15 protein-coding genes and 1 tRNA gene are annotated in these 16480 nt (G+C 67.2%); 11 read left to right on the forward strand and 5 right to left on the reverse strand.

Annotated elements, in window-relative coordinates:
- Positions 1–30 precede the first annotated feature (30 nt).
- Positions 31–1164: a DNA cytosine methyltransferase gene (locus ACIG5A_RS14215; RefSeq protein ID WP_397241746.1), complete on the reverse strand. Its 1134-nt coding sequence runs from the start codon at positions 1162–1164 to the stop codon at positions 31–33.
- Positions 1165–1593: 429 nt separating this feature from the next.
- Here ACIG5A_RS14215 and ACIG5A_RS14220 point away from each other — a divergent pair, with 429 nt between their 5' ends.
- The 3 genes from ACIG5A_RS14220 to ACIG5A_RS14230 all read left to right on the forward strand — a co-directional run bounded on the left by ACIG5A_RS14220 (position 1594) and on the right by ACIG5A_RS14230 (position 6251).
- Positions 1594–3450 (forward strand): ABC transporter ATP-binding protein, encoded by a 1857-nt coding sequence (locus tag ACIG5A_RS14220; RefSeq protein ID WP_397240647.1) that lies wholly within the window; start codon positions 1594–1596, stop codon positions 3448–3450.
- A complete protein-coding gene (locus tag ACIG5A_RS14225) occupies positions 3447–5570 on the forward strand; it encodes an ABC transporter ATP-binding protein (RefSeq protein ID WP_397240648.1) in 2124 nt (707 codons plus the stop codon). The genes ACIG5A_RS14220 and ACIG5A_RS14225 overlap by 4 nt, the downstream gene beginning before the upstream one ends.
- Before the next feature lie 81 nt (positions 5571–5651).
- Positions 5652–6251, forward strand: a complete 600-nt coding sequence (locus tag ACIG5A_RS14230) for a putative glycolipid-binding domain-containing protein (protein WP_397240649.1) — start codon at positions 5652–5654, stop codon at positions 6249–6251.
- A gap of 130 nt (positions 6252–6381) precedes the next feature.
- Here the strand turns inward: ACIG5A_RS14230 and ACIG5A_RS14235 are convergent, their stop codons facing one another.
- Complete coding sequence (locus tag ACIG5A_RS14235) at positions 6382–7335, reverse strand: prephenate dehydrogenase (RefSeq protein WP_397240650.1); 954 nt, start codon at positions 7333–7335, stop codon at positions 6382–6384.
- Between the two features lie 58 nt (positions 7336–7393).
- Between ACIG5A_RS14235 and ACIG5A_RS14240 the strand changes: the two genes are divergently transcribed.
- The 3 genes from ACIG5A_RS14240 (at position 7394) to ACIG5A_RS14250 (ending at position 8681) form a co-directional block, all read left to right on the forward strand.
- Positions 7394–7933, forward strand: coding sequence for a tRNA adenosine deaminase-associated protein (locus tag ACIG5A_RS14240; RefSeq protein ID WP_397240651.1), 540 nt, complete (start codon positions 7394–7396; stop codon positions 7931–7933).
- 97 nt (positions 7934–8030) lie between these two features.
- Complete coding sequence (locus ACIG5A_RS14245; protein WP_397240652.1) at positions 8031–8489, forward strand: nucleoside deaminase; 459 nt, start codon at positions 8031–8033, stop codon at positions 8487–8489.
- Positions 8490–8590: 101 nt separating this feature from the next.
- Positions 8591–8681, forward strand: a tRNA-Ser gene (locus ACIG5A_RS14250).
- 37 nt (positions 8682–8718) lie between these two features.
- Here the strand turns inward: ACIG5A_RS14250 and ACIG5A_RS14255 are convergent.
- Both ACIG5A_RS14255 and ACIG5A_RS14260 read right to left on the reverse strand, forming a co-directional pair.
- Positions 8719–9870, reverse strand: a complete 1152-nt coding sequence (locus tag ACIG5A_RS14255; protein ID WP_397240653.1) for a tyrosine-type recombinase/integrase — start codon at positions 9868–9870, stop codon at positions 8719–8721.
- Positions 9871–10011: 141 nt separating this feature from the next.
- Positions 10012–10641, reverse strand: a complete 630-nt coding sequence (locus ACIG5A_RS14260; protein ID WP_397240654.1) for a hypothetical protein — start codon at positions 10639–10641, stop codon at positions 10012–10014.
- Positions 10642–10683: 42 nt separating this feature from the next.
- Between ACIG5A_RS14260 and ACIG5A_RS14265 the strand changes: the two genes are divergently transcribed.
- The 3 genes from ACIG5A_RS14265 (at position 10684) to ACIG5A_RS14275 (ending at position 13252) form a co-directional block, all read left to right on the forward strand.
- A complete protein-coding gene (locus ACIG5A_RS14265) occupies positions 10684–10938 on the forward strand; it encodes a helix-turn-helix transcriptional regulator (protein WP_397240655.1) in 255 nt (84 codons plus the stop codon).
- A gap of 50 nt (positions 10939–10988) precedes the next feature.
- On the forward strand, positions 10989–11321 hold the full coding sequence (locus tag ACIG5A_RS14270) for a hypothetical protein (RefSeq protein WP_397240656.1): 333 nt from the start codon (positions 10989–10991) through the stop codon (positions 11319–11321).
- 281 nt (positions 11322–11602) lie between these two features.
- Positions 11603–13252 carry a phage/plasmid primase, P4 family gene (locus ACIG5A_RS14275; protein WP_397240657.1) on the forward strand — a complete coding sequence of 550 codons (1650 nt, stop codon included), beginning with the start codon at positions 11603–11605 and terminating at the stop codon, positions 13250–13252.
- Between the two features lie 960 nt (positions 13253–14212).
- On the opposite strand, the gene ACIG5A_RS14280 is transcribed toward ACIG5A_RS14275, so the two are convergent.
- Complete coding sequence (locus ACIG5A_RS14280) at positions 14213–15376, reverse strand: helix-turn-helix domain-containing protein (protein ID WP_397240658.1); 1164 nt, start codon at positions 15374–15376, stop codon at positions 14213–14215.
- A gap of 211 nt (positions 15377–15587) precedes the next feature.
- Here ACIG5A_RS14280 and ACIG5A_RS14285 point away from each other — a divergent pair, with 211 nt between their 5' ends.
- On the forward strand, positions 15588–15959 hold the full coding sequence (locus tag ACIG5A_RS14285) for a hypothetical protein (protein ID WP_397240659.1): 372 nt from the start codon (positions 15588–15590) through the stop codon (positions 15957–15959).
- Complete coding sequence (locus ACIG5A_RS14290) at positions 15956–16315, forward strand: hypothetical protein (RefSeq protein ID WP_397240660.1); 360 nt, start codon at positions 15956–15958, stop codon at positions 16313–16315. The genes ACIG5A_RS14285 and ACIG5A_RS14290 overlap by 4 nt, the downstream gene beginning before the upstream one ends.
- The last annotated feature ends 165 nt before the right edge of the window (positions 16316–16480 follow it).

Below are 16480 nucleotides of genomic sequence, written 5' to 3' on the forward strand. Positions count from 1 at the left end.
CGCTGCGCTGCCTCCTCCGGGCCTGACCGCTCATGCCGCCCAGCCGCCCATGCGATCGAGATGGCTCTCCACGTCGGCCAGGAACCCGGGCGGAAAACGCAGGCTGCCCATGCCGGTGCGGCGCAGGAATCCGGCGGTGGCGCGGGCCGAGAGCAGCCGCGAATCGGTGAGGAAGTCGCGCAGGTCCTCGTACGGTTCGTGCACCGGCCAGGTCGATACCGGCACCCGATAGGCGGTGCCGTCGCGGCCCCACGCGGCGACCGGCCACGGCTGGCCGGGGGCGAGCGGTTGATCGCCGGGGATGGGATCGCGCGGCGCGGCCAGCCTGGCGCCGACCCAGGAGGCCATGCGCACGCTCACCGCGTTGCCGACCAGCTTCCATCGATGACCGTGCCGGATACCGGGGACTTCCGTTGCGGGCGCGGTCCATCCGGGGGCGAAGCCCTGCAGCCGTTCACCGTCGACGATGCCCGGCGTGACGATCTCGCCCGACGGCAGGCGCACCGCGGGCGGGCTCGCGATGCCGAGCGCCGAACCGCCCTTGAGCGTCGGCACCGCGTTCACCGCCCAGCCGAGCCCGCGCACACCCTCGGTCCAATAGAAGCCGCACGGGTCGTGGTCGGGATCGCCGACGGTGCGCGGGCCCGCGTCGTCGGCGAACAGCACCCGCCGCGGGTCCTCGGTGCGTGAGGCGAGCATCAAGACCCGCTGACGCCGCTGTGGCAGGCCGAACGCGCGCGCGTCCACCACCCGGTAGGCCCAGGTGTAACCGAGCTCCTCCAGCGCCGTGGTGATGTGGCGCATCGCAGCGCCGCGACCGAGCTGCAGCATGAACGGGACGTTCTCGATCAGCAGCCAGCGCGGTCCGCGTTTGCGGCGCACCAGCCGGAACACCTCGTCGACCAGGCCGGACCGCTTCCCGGTGATGCCCGCCGTTCGCCCGGCCTGGGACAGGTCCTGGCAGGGGAAGCCCGCGGCGACCAGTTCGGTGCCCGCCGGAATCGCGCGCAGCTGGGTGATGTCGCCGTGCAGCGGTACGCCGGGGAAGCGGGCGGCGAGCACCGCCTGAGCGCCCGAGTCGATCTCACAGAGCAGTTCGGTCTGCCAGCCGTTGTCGCTGAGACCGAGTTCGAGGCCGCCGATTCCGGCGAACAGCCCGACCATCCGCATGGTGTTCACCACTGTGCCGGCTCGTGTGAGCGCGCAGGGACCAGGGAGCACCGCCAATCCAACACAGCTGTCCCTTCTGCCGACACGACCCGCGCAACGCAGACACGTTACTCGAGCGCGGATGGGTTGTCTGTCGTCGGGCCGGTGCGGGCGAATCTCGTTCTCGCAGTCGAATTCGCGCACGTCGGCCCCGATGGATCCGTGGCGGGCGCCCGAGGCGTCCCTTGACCTCGAGAATGCTCGAGGTTGTTTGCTCGGTTCATGAGGGTGATCACAGCGGTCGATCCGGGGGCATCGTGCGAGCCGGAAAATCGGTTGGCCGATTCGGACGGCGATGCCACCCTGGAATGTCCGACTTCGGCGCGCACCTCGCCGGACGTCGCATCTCACCGCATCGCAATCCAAGGACCCCGAAGGGGAGTTATGCCAGTCGCACTGGACATCCCGTCGGCCGAACCGGAGGCCGACAGTACAGAGCGACCCGCCGCAACCAGGCCGGGTCGCCTACATTCGCTACGCAGGTTCGGGCCCTACATCCGCCCGCACCGGACCGCGCTGCTCGCCGCGACCGTGCTCGCGATCCTCGCCTCGCTGACCGCGGTGGTCATCCCGCTGATCATCGCGCGCATCATCGACGGCCCGATCGCGCAGCGCGATTTCGCCGGTGTGGTGTGGCCGGTGCTGTTCGTGCTCGCGCTCGGTCTGCTCGAGGCGCTCGGCGTGTGGGGGCGCAGGTGGCTGGTCTCGAAACCGGCGACCATGTTCGAGATCACCCTGCGCGCCAAGATATTCCGCAAACTGCAGTCGCTGGCGATCGCCAGGCACGACGGCTGGGAGTCGGGGCAGCTGCTCTCGCGTGCGGTCGAGGACATGTCGACCATGCGCCGCTTCGTCGCGTTCGCCGGGCCGTTCCTGCTGCTGCACCTCGTGCTCATCCCGGCGGGCCTGATCGTGCTGTTCGTGCTGAGCTGGCAGATCGGGCTGACGTTCGCGATCATCTCGATTCCGCTGACTTACATCTGCGTTCGCTTCGAACGCAGCTACTCGGTGGCCTCGCGGCGCTCACAGGACCAGTCCGGCGATCTGGCCACAACGGCCGAGGAGTCGGCGCAGGGCGTGCGGGTACTGAAGGCGTTCGGCCGCGGTGTGTTCTTCGGTGGCCGATTCACCGCGCAGTCGCGCGAACTGCAGCAGACCGAACTGCTCAAGGTCCGGCTGGACGCGACGCTCTGGTCGGCGATGACGAGCATGCCGCAGCTGGCGATCGCGTTCGCGCTCGGCTTCGGCGGCTACGCGGTGGTGCACGGCACCATGACGCTCGGCACCCTGGTCGCGGGCATCACGCTGGCGACCTTCCTGCAGTGGCCGATCATCTGGACCGGCTTCCTGCTCGCCGAGCTGAACGACGCGCGCACGGCGGCGGACCGGTACTGGGAGATCATCGACACCCCCGTCGACATCACCGATCCGGCCGATCCGGTGGAGTTGCCGGAGCGGATCGCCGGTGAATTGCGGTTGGAGAGTGTGCGATTCGCATTCCCGCGCAGCGAAGCGGAGCGGGACAATCAGACGCAGCCCGAGGCCGATGGGGAAGTGCTGCACGATGTTTCGCTCAAGGTCCGGCCCGGCGAGACGGTCGCGCTCGTCGGTGCGACCGGTAGCGGAAAGACCGCGCTGCTCAACCTGATTCCCCGCCTGTACGACGTCACCGGCGGCGCCGTCACCATCGACGGCATCGACATCGCCTCGATGCGGCTGACCGACCTGCGCTCGCTGGTCTCGGTCGCCTTCGAGGAGCCGGTGCTGTTCTCGGCGAGCGTGCGCGAGAACGTCGCGCTCGGCGATCCGGCGGCCACCGACGCCGACGTGCGCCGCGCGCTCGACGTCGCACAGGCCACCGAGTTCGTCGAGAAGTTGCCGTGGGGCCTGGACACCAGGATCGGTGAACAGGGGCTGAGCCTGTCCGGTGGTCAGCGGCAGCGGCTCGCCCTGGCCCGCGCCGTGCTCAGCGGTGCGTCGGATCCGAACCGCACCCGGATCATGGTGCTCGACGATCCGCTGTCCGCGCTCGACGTGGAAACCGAAGAGCGCGTGCAGGAACGGCTGCGGACCGTACTCGCGGGCGCGACCACGCTGCTGGTCGCGCACCGGCCGTCCACCGCGGCGCTTGCCGACCGGGTCGCGGTGCTCGCCGACGGGCGCATCGTCGCCGAGGGCGCACACGATCAGCTGCTGCGGACCAGCAGCCACTACCGAGAACTGATGGGAGGTGACCGATGACCACCGACACGATGACGGAAAACGCCGCGGCTTCCGCTGATTCGACGGACAAGCGCGACGAAGCCGCGGACTGGCGCGGCATCGCCAGCGAGGACAAGGAGGTCACCCAGACCGGAAACCTGGTGCTGGCCGGTCGATCCCGGCGCCTGCTGCTCGATCTGGTCCGGCCCTACCGCGGGCTGGCCGCGCTGGCGCTGGTGCTGATCGTGGTCAACAACGTCGCGACCGTCTCGGCGCCGCTGTTCGTCGCGCACGGGCTCGACGCGGGCATCGCCGAAGGGGCGAAAGGGAATTGGCTTCCGCTGATCCGCACCGTCGCCGGATATCTCGGCGCGGTGGGGATCGGCGTGGTCACCACGTTCGTCTTCCTGCGGGTGTCGGGCAAGCTCAGCCAGAGTGTGCTGTTCGACCTGCGGCAGCGCTTGTTCGCGCATATGCAGCGGCTCAGCGTCGCCTTCCACGAGAAGTACACCTCGGGCAAGGTCGTCGCCCGGCTCACCGGTGATATCGAAACGCTGCAGGACCTGCTGGAGAGCGCGCTCAATCAGGCGTTGAGCGCGATCCTTTCGGTGGTGACCATCGCGGTGCTGCTGGTCTACCTCGATCCGACGCTCGCCTCCATCGTGCTCGCCGGTTTCGTCCCGCTGGTGCTGGTCACCCGCTGGGCGCAGCGCAGGCAGCGGGCGGGGTACCGCCGCACCCGCGGCGCCATCGCCAAGGTGATCGTGCAGTTCGTCGAATCGATGGGCGGCATGCGCGCGGTGCAGGCGTTCCGGCGTGAGCACCGCAACGAATCGGTGCTCGCCATCGAGGACGCCGAATACCAGCAGGCGACCACCGCGGCCATGCGCGGCATGGGCGACTACGCCGGTCTCACCCGCCTGCTCGGCAACCTGACCACGGTGATCGTCATCGTCGTCGGCGCCTGGCAGGTCATCGAGGGCCACCTGGCCGTCGGCGTCCTCGCCGCATACCTGTTGTACCTCAACGAGTTCTACGGTCCACTCGACGAACTCGCGCAGGTCTTCAACTCCTACCAGTCCGCGGCCGCGGCCCTGGAAAAGATCTCCGGTGTGCTGGAGGAGGAGCCCTCGGTCCCGGAGCCCAAGGCCCCGGTGTCCTTGGCGAAGGCCGACGGCGCGATCCGGATGGACAACGTCTGGTTCGGTTACGGCACAACCCCTTCGGATGATGCGACCGCACTCGCGGTCGGCGCGGCGTCAGCGGCAGCGAATCCGGCCGAGGACGGCGCCGGATCGACGGACCACGTCACCGAGACCGCCGCGGCCGTGGGATCCGCAGTGGCCGTGGACATTGCGAAGCGGCCCAACGGTATCGGCGCGGAATCGCCCGTCCGCACCGCAGCTGGAGCGGAATCGGCCAAGGGCGACAACGGATTCGGCGGTGCGGCGGATTCGGCTACTGGTCGGACGAGCACGGTTCTTCCGGAGTTCTCACTGGATATTCCGGCGGGGCAGGTGGTCGCGCTGGTCGGCGCCACCGGTGCGGGCAAGTCGACGCTTGCCAAGCTCATCACGCGGTTCTATGACCCTTCGGGCGGCACGATCACCTTGGACGGCATCGATCTGCGTGAGCTCGCCGATACCGATCTGCGCCGCAATGTCGTGATGGTCACCCAGGAGTCGTATCTGTTCTCCGGATCGGTCGCCGACAACATCCGGCTCGGCAGGCCGGATGCCTCCGATGCCGAGGTGTACGCGGCGGCGCGGGCGGTCGGCCTGTACGACTTCGTGATGGCGCTGCCCGAAGGCTTCGGCACCGACGTGCGCAAGCGCGGCGGCAGGCTGTCGGCGGGCCAGCGTCAGCTCGTCGCGTTCGCGCGGGTGTTCCTGGCCGATCCCGCGGTGATCGTGCTGGACGAGGCCACCTCCAGCCTCGATATCCCCAGTGAGCGGCTGGTGCAGCAGGCGCTGGAAACGGTGCTGCGCGAGCGGACCGCGGTGATCATCGCGCACCGGCTGTCCACCGTCGCCATCGCCGACCGGGTGCTGGTGCTCGACGGCGGCCGGATCGTCGAGGACGGCGCGCCCGCCACCCTGATCGCGGGCACCGGCCGGTTCGCCGATCTGCACGCGGCATGGCGTGAGTCGCTGGTGTGATGCCGGGCTCGGTGCGATCGGCTGCCGCCTCCCGGCCTGCCGGTCGCGCCGCGCCGTCGGGACGTCGCTTACGGTAGAGAGGTGACGAACCCAGCCCCTGGCACCGAGAGCGCCTCGCGGTGGCCGGCGATTCTCACGTGGCGCGCGCACGACGCGACGCGGATGGAGTCGGTGCGCGTGACGCTCAACGGCAACCGGATCCGCGCCGCGGGCCGGATGATCGGCGGCGAGACGGCCGATCATCCGGCCTTCAGCGCGTCCTATGACCTGGTCACCGACGAGAACGGCGTGACGAAGCGGCTGTCGCTACGCAGTACCACGGCGGCGACCGGCGAGCGGCATGCCTCGATCGCCAGGGACGAGGAGAACTACTGGCTGGTCGACGCGGGCGGCACACACGTCCGCTCCACCTTCGCCGGAGCCCTCGACGTCGATGTGGTGCTCAGCCCGTTCTTCAACACCCTCCCGATCCGCCGCTTCGGCCTGCAGAACGCGGTCGGCGACGTGCAGGTCCCTGTCGTCTACGTCCGCCTGCCGGACCTGCTTGTCCAGGAAGCCAGCCTCACCTACAGCAGCGCCGCCGACGGCATCAGCGTCCTCTCCCCGGTCTCCAGCGCCACCGTCCGCGTGGACGCCGACGGTTTCCTCCTCGATTACCCAGGATTGGCTGAGCGCATCTAGCGCACCTACTCCTCTGATTCCCGCGCCGCGTTCCAGTCGTGGGTCGCCGGGCGGATGTAGCTGCTCTGCGGCGCGGACACTTTTCGCGTGTGGCGGCCAGTTTTCTCTCGTGCTGCCGAAAAGTGTCCGTTCAGCTGAGGTCGCGCGTGATAACTCCGCCGCGGCGCCCCGCATCGCGCAGCCGCGTCAGCCAATCGTGGTCGCCGGGGCGGATATCGGTGATTTCCCAGCGCTCTGCGGTTTCGTAGGACCGCCTGGCATCGTGCCCGGCCTCGACCAGGTCGACGAGCGAGCCGTCCGCGCGCAGTGCGTCGCGGGCCGCCGTCAGCACCGTGAGGGTCTCGTCGAGCGCCTCCAGCAGCGCGCCCGCGTTCGGCTCGCAAATGGCGCGGACCAGGTCCGGCGCGGTCGAGGCGACCCGGGTGCCGTTGCGGAACGAACCCGCGGCCAGGCCGAGCGCCAGGTCGCCGCCACCGGCCCCGGCCAGGGCGAGTGCCTCGGCGAGTACATGCGGCAGGTGGGAGATGCGGGCGACGGCGGTGTCGTGTTCGTCGGCGACGACCGGCACCACCACCGACCCGCAGTCCAGCGCCAACCGGACCACCTGGATCCACGGGTCATGATGGGTGCCCTCGTCGACGCCCACCGCCCACACCGCGCCACGGAAGAGTTCGGAATCGGTAGCGGCCCAACCGGATTCATTGGTACCGGCCATCGGATGCCCGCCGGCGTAGCGCGCCGACAGTCCGTTCTTGCGCACCTCGGCGGCGACCGGCGCCTTCACGCTCACCACATCGGTCAGTGCGCAGTCCGGCGCAAAGGTGGCCACCGCGGCCAGCACCGATGCCACCGCGGGCATCGGCACCGCGATCACCACCAGCGCATCGGTCTCGGCGGCGCGCCCGAGTGCGGCGGGCAGGTCGTCGGTGACATCGAACCCGTCGGCACGTGCGGCGCGCACTCCGGCCTCGGAACGGTTGTAGCCCCAGGCGTCGTATCCGGCCCCGACGGCCGCGCGCAGCAGAGAACCGCCGATCAAACCGGCCCCGAGCACACACACCGGGGTTTTCTGGTCAGAAGTCACCGAACCAGATTCCCATACGACTTCAACATTTCCGCTCGAGACGACTACCGTTGCGGCCATGGCAGCACAGCGCTCGGGCACGAACAGGGCGGCGTCGGAAGACTACGACGACGTAGAAGGGTTCGCAGTGGCGGTTGTCCGCGAAGAAGGCAAATGGCGGTGCAGCCCGCTGAGCCAGGCGGCACTCACCGATTTGTCCGCAGCGGAAAATGAACTCAAAGAGATGCGCAGTTCGGGCGCGGTGTTCGGGTTGCTGGACGTGGACGACGAATTCTTCATCGTGCTCCGTCCCGCCCCGAGTGGCACCAGGATGCTGGTATCGGACGCGACCGCCGCGATCGACTACGACATCGCCGCCGACGTACTCGAGGCGTTGAATGTCGAGATCCCGGATATCGACCCGGACGAGCTCGACGACATCGAGCCGTGGGAGGAGGGCGACCTCGGCGTGCTCGCCGATCTCGGACTGCCCGAGCCGGTGCTCAGCGTCATCCTCGCGGAGACCGACCTGTACCCGGACGAACAACTCGGCATGATCGCCCAGCGTCTCGGCTTCGCCAACGAGCTATCGGCGGTGCTGGACAAACTGCCGCGGTGATCGGCCGATCCACCACCAATCGCGCCTCGCGCACGACGAGCGTCAGCTCTCGTGGGCGGGGCGCCGTCATATGTGGCATGAGCGAGGAGGCGCGTCGATGAGCACGCTGTCCGACGCCGACATGGTGCGCGCCGCGATCGCCGCCGCCGCGGCGGCCGACCCGCGCGACGTGCCCGTCGGCGCGGTCGTATTCGATTCCACCGGAAGGGAACTCGCGCGCGCCGCGAACGCGCGGGAAGCCACCGGCGATCCGACCGCGCACGCTGAAGTCCTCGCCCTGCGCCGCGCCGCCGAGGTACACGGCGACGGCTGGCGCCTCGAGGACTGCACCCTCGCGGTCACCCTGGAGCCGTGCACGATGTGCGCCGGCGCCCTGACCCTGTCCCGCATCGGCCGCCTCGTCTTCGGCGCCTGGGAACCCAAGACCGGCGCCGTCGGCTCCCTCTGGGACGTGGTCCGCGACCGCCGCCTCAACCACCGCCCCCAGGTCCGCGGCGGCATCCTCGAACCGGAATGCGCCGCCCTCCTCGACACCTTCTTCCGCACCCAACGCTGACCGCGACATCGATCACACCTCCCCCTCGCCCCGCTCACCCCCCGAATCCACCCCACCCAGGCGATTTAACGATCCAGCCCCACTCCGGTATGGTTGTCGGCGGTGGCGTGTCCGAGCGGCCTAAGGAGCACGCCTCGAAAGCGTGTGAGGGGTAACCCCCCTCCGAGGGTTCAAATCCCTCCGCCACCGCCAGAGCCCCTGACCGGCAGTAGCAGGTCAGGGGCTTTTTCTATGCCGTCGCCACATTCGATCCCGTTGGTTTGGGCACGAATTGGGCACACTTCGTATTCAGCGCTTCGGCCACCGCATCGAGATCGGTGTCGAACAGGTCCGCGTACACGCGCAGTGTCACGGACGGGTCGGCGTGCCCGAGCATCCGCGCCAGCGCGAGCACATTGACGCCCGCGCTGATCGCGAGACTTGCGCAAGTGTGCCGAAGGTCGTGCGGAGTGATTCGCTGGACCTTGGCCCGCTTGACCGCCCCGGCGAACCATCCGCCACTCGACTTCGGACGCGGCAAGTAGTCGGTGCCGTCGCCGAACACGAGGTCTTCGTGGTCGCGCCCTTTGCATTGCACCGCGAGTTCGTCCAGAACGAATTGCGGCACCGGTACGGACCTTTCCTTACGGCTCTTGGTCTGGCCGACCGCGTGATCAACGCCGAGCTGTACGGCGTTGTCGGCGACCGACAGGCGACGCCGGAGGAACTGAACGTCCCGGACTCGCAATGCCACGGCCTCGCCCCACCGAATCCCCGTGTAGGCCAAGGTGAGTACGAGTACTCGATGCTGCTTGGCTTCACCCACCAGCCGCGCCACATCCTCCGCAGTGAGGTACACCCTTCGCTTGCTCGTCTTCCGAGGAAGGTTCTCAACGCCCCGAGCAGGATTCGCGCGCAGTCGTCTCGATTTCACCGCATCGTCCAGGATGCCCGCGAGCACCCCGTAGGCGCGGATAACTGTTGTCGCGCCGCTGGCCTTCTTGACCACCTTCTCCGGGTCGTTCGAGTCGAGTGCGGGACGGCACATGTCGGCTATCCACTCCTCGACCGCCGCGAGGTCGATATCGGCAACCGCCTTTGCACCCCACTTCGGCTGCACGTGGGTTCGCCATGCTGATTCGAGTGTCCGGTAGTTGGATGGCGCTACGTCAGATTGCTTGCGCTCCAGCCATTTCGGTGCAAGCTCGTCGACCTTGATGCGCCCGAGGCTCGGCATTACGTACTCGCCGGACAGCTTGGAAACCTCAACGGTGTTGGCGAAATCCTCAGCGTCGCGCTTGCGCCGGAATCCACGCTTCTTCGTCTGCTTCCCGCTGGGCATCCGATAGCGGACCATGTACCGCTTCCCGGAATCCGTTTCGTAGCTCTCGATCGTGGCCATACCTATCGACCCCCGCCTGTCTCGCTACGCTTACCCATGCTGCTGCTCCATTTCCTTGATGGGTTGTGGGGTAGTGGTGTCCGTGGCCCCCGTCGCCCGCAGTTGCACCTGTGGGACTTCCGGCGGGGGTCACCTGTGTATTTATGCCTTCTTCTTGCCGGGCTGGGTTTTGGGGAGGTATCCGCGTTCGCGGGCTTTCTGCACGTAGGTGGAGGCCATGCGTGTTTTGACGCCGAAGATGCGTCCAACGGCCGCAGTGGGTGCGTGGTCGATGTTTTCCCGGTAGACCTCGGCGACGCGGCGCAGCAGTTCGTCGGTGACGCGCCGCTTCCCAGCGCTGGCACGGCGCTGCTCGACGAACCTGCGGGTGGCATGGTAGGCCGCAGAGTCGGTTCCGGTGGTGCCGACCGGTTCCGGCGAATGGCCGATGGCCTGCTGGTCGACCATCAATACGAACGCGGGGTAGAGCATTTCCACTGCCGCTGCCACCGACGCGTCACGCAGGTCTTTCTGCTTGATTCCCCGCTGGCCGGGCAGTGACTTCAGCCCGAAATCCACCAGTTCCGGGATGCCGTCGCGCAGTTCGATCCGGGCGTACCAGCTCGGTGTGTCGGTACCGTGCCCGACAACTTCGAAAAATGTTGGTAGCCAACGGTCTTCGACCAGCTCGTATTCGCCGGAGATATGGAGATCGAGGTTGTCCTGTTCTATCTCTACGTCTTCGCCGATGCGCTTACGCTGCCGAACTTCCCGGTCCGTACCTCGTTGCATAGTGACAACCCTGCGCTAAACCACGCACTATGTCAATGTCGGGTGATCGACGGCAATCGAGAGCGAGGCGAGGAGATCGGAATGACTATCCAGGATGGTCACGCCACCCCAGAACAGTTGGCGCAGCGCTGGCACACCAGCACGGCATCGTTGGCTCAGGACCGTTATCGAGGGACCGGGCCGAAGTTCCTCAAGCGGGGGCGGCGGGTGTTGTATCCGTGGTCGGAAATCGTGGAATGGGAAGCGTCGCATACCGTTTCGCGCACCGATGATTCCTCGGGCAGCGCGGCTTGCTGATCACCCAAGCCGGAAGGAGGGCAACAGAACCCAACGACACGGAGAAACGAATGACCGAAACGAGGTACCGCCCCACCGCTGAGGGAGCGGGCGGGGCGGTCGATGGTCTGCGGGACCAGGTTCAGGGTAACGCGCTACGCCACCGCGCCGAGGCCGCGCAGCGGTTGCCGGGTGGCGATCCGTGGGTTATCGACCTTCACTGTGACGATTTCCGACTGACCGGTAAGCAGCTTGAGGCATGGGGTCATGCGGCGAATCACATTGGCATGGATGGTAATACGCCGATTCTGCCGCTCGAGGTGCTGCGGGCGCTGCACCGGCGAGGCGGGGCCGATCGGATACTGGCCGAGCGGGTGTATCGGGCGGGAGGTGTGGCCGCGTGAAACAGATCCGCACTGCGGCCGACGCGAAGGCGGTGGTGGCGAAGTACCGACCCGAGGCCGAACCGACGCCGAACGTGATGCCGTCGCGGAATCGACGGAGCCGCAAGCGAACTCGGGGCGGGGTGCTCCTGGATGATGTTGGGGGCGGGGGCCGGTTCGGGACTGTCGCGGATCTGTCACGGGAATACGGCGACGACCTGATTGTTCCGGCGGATGTCGGGGGCGCAGCCGGATCGGTTGCGCATTCGGGCGAAGACCTTTTCCCTGCACCGGATTCACCGTTGCCGGTAGCGCGGCGGATCTTCCAGGACCATCGGGTCGACGGATTACCTACTCTGCGGGCGTGGCGTGGCGGGTGGATGCGGTGGGCGCGCACGCATTGGACCGAGATGGACAACGCCGAGCTGCGCAGCCAGGTCTACACGACCCTCGAAGACGCCGAGTATCTAGATGGCAAGACCGCGGTGCGGTGGAATCCGAATCGTCATCGGGTGGCGAACGTGATCGAGGCAATGGCCGCGATCGGGCATTTGCGCGCCGACGTGGATACCCCGTCATGGCTGGTTCGGCGCGGCGCGCAGGTCGCGGCGAATGAGATCATCTCGTGCGCCAACGGTCTGCTCCATGTTCGTGGTCGCCGACTCCACGCGCACACCCCGGCGTACTTCAATACCGTGACGGTGCCGTTCGACTACTGCGTCGACGCCCCGCCGCCTATTGCGTGGCTGGAGTTCCTGGCCTCGATCTGGCCCGAGGATGCCGATTCGGTCGCGCTGTTGCAGGAGTACACCGGCTACATCTTGTCGGGGCGAACCGATATGCAGAAGGCGCTGTTGCTGATCGGGCCGACCCGCAGCGGAAAGGGCACCTACGCGCGCCTGCTGACCGCTCTGGTCGGGCACGGGAACGCGGCGGGGCCGACGCTGGCGAGTCTGGGCACGAACTTTGGGTTGGCTCCGTTGCTGGGTAAGCCGTTGGCGGTGGTCGCCGACGCCCGTCTCGGTGGTGGTGATGTCCGCACGGTGGTCGAGCGGTTGTTGTCGATCACCGGTGAGGACATGCTCACCGTGGACCGCAAGTTCAAGGAGCCCTGGTCGGGCAAGATCGCGTCGCGTTTTGTGATCCTGTCCAACGAGTTGCCGCGCTTCGGCGATGCCTCTGGCGCGATAGCGAACAGGTTCCTCGTGTTGCAGATGACGCGCAGCTTCCTCGGCAAGGAGGACCGCACACTCGACGCGCGCTTGACCGCCGAGCTGCCAGGGATCTTGTCGTGGGCGCTCGACGGTTTGGACCGCCTGGTCCGTCACGGCCGGTTCACCGTGCCCGCCGCCTCGCAGGACGCCACCACGTTGATGATGGACCTGGCCTCACCGATCTCCGCGTTCGTCCGCGACTGCTGCGTGCGCACGGCCTCCGCGCACGTGCCGAGCACGACGATCTACGAGGCGTGGAAATCCTGGTGCGAGGACAACGGGCACCGGGCAGGCAGCAACGTCACCTTCGGGCGCGACCTGCGCGCGGTGGTGCCGGAACTGATCGTGTCCCAGCCTCGGACCGAGGGCGGGCGTGTTCGCCGCTACGACCGCATCGGTCTCAAGGCCGACGTTATCGACGCCCTCAGTAGCGCCTTAAATGCTGATTCACCCGTGCCACCCGTGCCAGCCGCTCATACCCCAGGTCATCAGGGGTTCGTCGGTGACGGATATCCCGTGCCAGCGGCAGGTGATCCCGTGCCACCTTCGCGTGCTGGCACGGGATACGCCACGGGCAGCACGGCCATGAAACCGCAGGTCGAACAGGGTGGCACGGGTGGCACGGGTGAGAGTGCATTTAAGGGCGTACTCGAATGCCCGGTGTGCGGCTTCCCTCTCGACGGCGACGCCGCCGGGCTGCCCATGCACCGCGACTGCGCCCGCAAGGCCGCATCATGACCGGAGGTGAAGAGGTCGACTGTCCCGACTGTTCTGCGGTGGGACCGGGGAAGGCGGGGGTGGTGTGCAACGCACAGGAACGCAACAGCTCATCCTGCACCCCGTGCGCGTCGAGTTGAGCGCACAGACGTTGCAATACCTGACTACGCCCCGGTATCGGATGTCCTGTGTTGGTCCCCTCGGACTGGGGGCACCCCCTCCTCGGCATCCTGCACGATGGCGGTGGGCATAGCGCGCCCGAGCCCGTACGGGTTCCGGAGTCCCCCATCAACGCCGAGTTGAGCGTGCGAAACGGCCACCACCGCACCGATGTCCGACCCCGCCGACGCGGCGATATCCACCCCCAGGGGAGGGACCCCGGCACGCCGGACCGTGCAGGCGGTAGACATCGCAGCAGCGACCATGCATGCGCCACCGCCCCGTTTTCGGTCCACGCTGACGCCTTGAAGGCGTCCGCAAATCCAAAGGCGAAAAACCACAGTTCAGAGGCGAAAGACGGCTCGGGACACCTTCGGACGCTTTTCCGCGCGCACTCCGACAACCACTCCTCGCGAATCTCCAGCGCGATGACTGCCGGACCGTTCTTCTGAGCCCCTCCCAAAAAGCTGGTTCGACGAAACACTTTCGACCACTATCCCCGAGCCGGGGAGCGCCTGCCCCCTCGAAAAATCCAGGCCCCGGGGGCCCTGACTCGACGGTGGCAGTCAGGAGTTTTTTTTACGGACGCGATTTTCCGGGCGCTGAGCTGCCCGAACGAGCTGAAGATCGGTGCGATTCGCGCTGGGGGAGAGAGAAATCTCCTGACTGCCACGGCGAGTCAGGCCCTGGGGGTCCGAATATTTCCGTCGGGCGGTGCGGGCCACCGACACCGTGCACCAGGGCGGTGCAGGCGCGAGCAACACCGGGCATCTGCCCAACTGCGGAGTGCACTCGTCAGAACGGTGAAAGATGTTGTGTCGGTTAGTATTCCAGCTGGAGCAAGTCGGACAGCTGCCGCATCTCGGCTGTGAGTGTTCTACGCCTGCTGACGATCCTGCCGAGGAGATCCTTCGCCATCCGATGCTCGAGCAGCCACGGACGCGCCTCACGCGACAGTTGGACCAAGACCTCGAACGCCGAATCGTATTGCCGGAGTTCGGTATGTGCGGCAGCCACGTCGAGCAGATGACGGTTGCGATTGTCAGAGGTCGGTCGCAGCCCGGTAGGGACCTTGCGGGCGAGTCGGAGGGCGAGGTCTGGCCGATCGTTTACGACAGCGTTCTCCACCCGCTTCATCGCTACGGTGGCTGGCCCGAACGTCGTCCAGTACTGGTGGTAGCCGCCGGACTCGTGTCCGATCGCGACTGCGGCAGCGTGCGCGAGGCGCATCATGTCCTCGGCTTCGTCCGGTCGGTTGTCGCGGATCGCTGCGGCTGAGCCGCGCAGCAGTAGCCAGCCCCAAACGGAAATCTCCCGTGTCGTCGCCACCGAGAGTCGAGGTTCTACCCGGTCGGCCCACTGCGTAGCGAGCTTGCGTACCTGCTCGAACTGTCGCTCCACCAGCATGAGCCAGCACAAGGTGATCACCGCAGAGGCCGCATCGAGAACATTCCCGGTCGCCTCGGCGTCGGCCAACGACCGCTCCAGCGCGACCCGCGCGGGCTGGAGCTGCCGCGTCTGGACCATCACCGACCCGACAAGTTGCATGATGCGGGATCGCATGAGCGGAGTTGCCGAGTTCCCGTCGTCGATCAGGCGCGGGAGGACACGAGCGAGCCGATCGTACTCGTTGTCGTGATAGAGCATCACGGCTGCGGTCAGGGCCTCTTCCGTACCTCGCCCGCCGAGTAGTTCTGTCGCTTCCTCCGGGGGCTTGGGTGAGGTGATCGCGTCGCGTGTCGGCAACCAGAGTTCACCGGGGTTGTCCTCGGGTGGTTGGGGATTGGGGCCGAGTAGGGATGTCACCGGGCATTCGAGAGCGACCGCGAGGCGGCGGAGTGTATCTATCCGGATGTCTTCGCGTTCACCCTGTTCGACCTTGCGAATCAGGGAGAAACTGACACCGGATGCCTGCGCCAATTCCTTCTGGGTCATTCCGCGCCGCTTCCGCACCGATTGCAGACGTGCGCCGAGATCCGCGCTCATAGTTCCGAGGCTAGGCGGTGATCTGCCGTGATGTGTGGGTTGAGTCCGATCACGCTGTCTGTGGCACCTTCGGATGCCGCTACCCCAAAAGGCCACAGACGCAGCAATGTCCCCGGTGTGACGCTGATCTCGGCCCCGCCGTCGGGATGACCAACTCCCGTTCGGCCCCGGCGGCGGGTGCTCACCATTCGAGCAACCAACCAAGGGCGGGATGATGAATCCATCAGCGATTGGCTTTGTGCGACAGGACATTTCCGGCAATGGCCGATTCAGAGACCAGGCGGCGATTCACGAGCTGGCGCAGGGGTGGGGTTTCGATCTGCTGCCGGTGATTGTGGTCGGTGCTGCGGTTCCCGCTCCGGACCTCATGCTGTTGCAGCACGTGGTCGGCTATGGCGCTGCGGCGGTGATCGTGCCCAGCCGCGAACACATCTGGTCGGCGCGGCGCACGATCACCGACTACTGCGATCTGATCATCGCCAGCGACGAGCAGACTTGGAAACGAGGGCACCAGTGGCCGCCGCTGGCGTTCAGCCCGTATCCCGATGGTGTCGGCCGCATCTCTGGCCGGTGGTTGCGATGAGTTTCGATTGGTGGCGCGAGAACGCCGAGACGGCGGAACCCGGCGTACGTGTGCAGGACATCGTTGACCGGGTGCAGGCCGAGCGTCGTCGCGAACGCATCCAGGCCGAGGACGCTCGCGCCGCCGACGACGGGCTGTGGCCGCACGGATGGCCGCACGAAGCGCCCGACTACCCGATGGGTGTGCTCGAGGCTCACAAGACCATGCAACGCCATCGTGGGTGCTCGGTGGAGCGCTGTGGACGCAAAGCAGCGGCACGGCAAGCGTTGATCGATGCCGGACGGCTGAAACCGGACAGCTCGCGCGCCTACCTGGACCCATCGAACATGCACCCCGGGCCAGCACGCACGCGCTGAGCAACCCCGAGCTTCCCGCACGACATTCACTCCGTCGACGGTCATCGGTCGGTCGGTCGTGCGGGCAAGGGGCACCCCCGGGGCGCACCAGGCGATCACAACCCCGGGGGTGGTCGTCAGCCGCGCCGCGCCGCTTCGGCCTTCCCCTCAGCGGCTTAGGGCTTG

The sequence above is a fragment of the Nocardia sp. NPDC052566 genome (assembly GCF_044547285.1).
Lineage (GTDB): Bacteria > Actinomycetota > Actinomycetes > Mycobacteriales > Mycobacteriaceae > Nocardia.

What these genes read in the sequence shown, in the direction of transcription:
- ACIG5A_RS14215 (WP_397241746.1), bottom strand. Translation starts at nt 1,164, where the DNA reads ATGGTCGGGCTGTTCGCCGGAATCGGCGGCCTCGAACTCGGTCTCAGC.
- ACIG5A_RS14220 (WP_397240647.1), top strand. Translation starts at nt 1,594, where the DNA reads ATGCCAGTCGCACTGGACATCCCGTCGGCCGAACCGGAGGCCGACAGT.
- ACIG5A_RS14225 (WP_397240648.1), top strand. Translation starts at nt 3,447, where the DNA reads ATGACCACCGACACGATGACGGAAAACGCCGCGGCTTCCGCTGATTCG.
- ACIG5A_RS14240 (WP_397240651.1), top strand. Translation starts at nt 7,394, where the DNA reads ATGGCAGCACAGCGCTCGGGCACGAACAGGGCGGCGTCGGAAGACTAC.
- ACIG5A_RS14245 (WP_397240652.1), top strand. Translation starts at nt 8,031, where the DNA reads ATGAGCACGCTGTCCGACGCCGACATGGTGCGCGCCGCGATCGCCGCC.
- ACIG5A_RS14255 (WP_397240653.1), bottom strand. Translation starts at nt 9,870, where the DNA reads ATGGCCACGATCGAGAGCTACGAAACGGATTCCGGGAAGCGGTACATG.
- ACIG5A_RS14260 (WP_397240654.1), bottom strand. Translation starts at nt 10,641, where the DNA reads ATGCAACGAGGTACGGACCGGGAAGTTCGGCAGCGTAAGCGCATCGGC.
- ACIG5A_RS14270 (WP_397240656.1), top strand. Translation starts at nt 10,989, where the DNA reads ATGACCGAAACGAGGTACCGCCCCACCGCTGAGGGAGCGGGCGGGGCG.
- ACIG5A_RS14280 (WP_397240658.1), bottom strand. Translation starts at nt 15,376, where the DNA reads ATGAGCGCGGATCTCGGCGCACGTCTGCAATCGGTGCGGAAGCGGCGC.
- ACIG5A_RS14285 (WP_397240659.1), top strand. Translation starts at nt 15,588, where the DNA reads ATGATGAATCCATCAGCGATTGGCTTTGTGCGACAGGACATTTCCGGC.
- ACIG5A_RS14290 (WP_397240660.1), top strand. Translation starts at nt 15,956, where the DNA reads ATGAGTTTCGATTGGTGGCGCGAGAACGCCGAGACGGCGGAACCCGGC.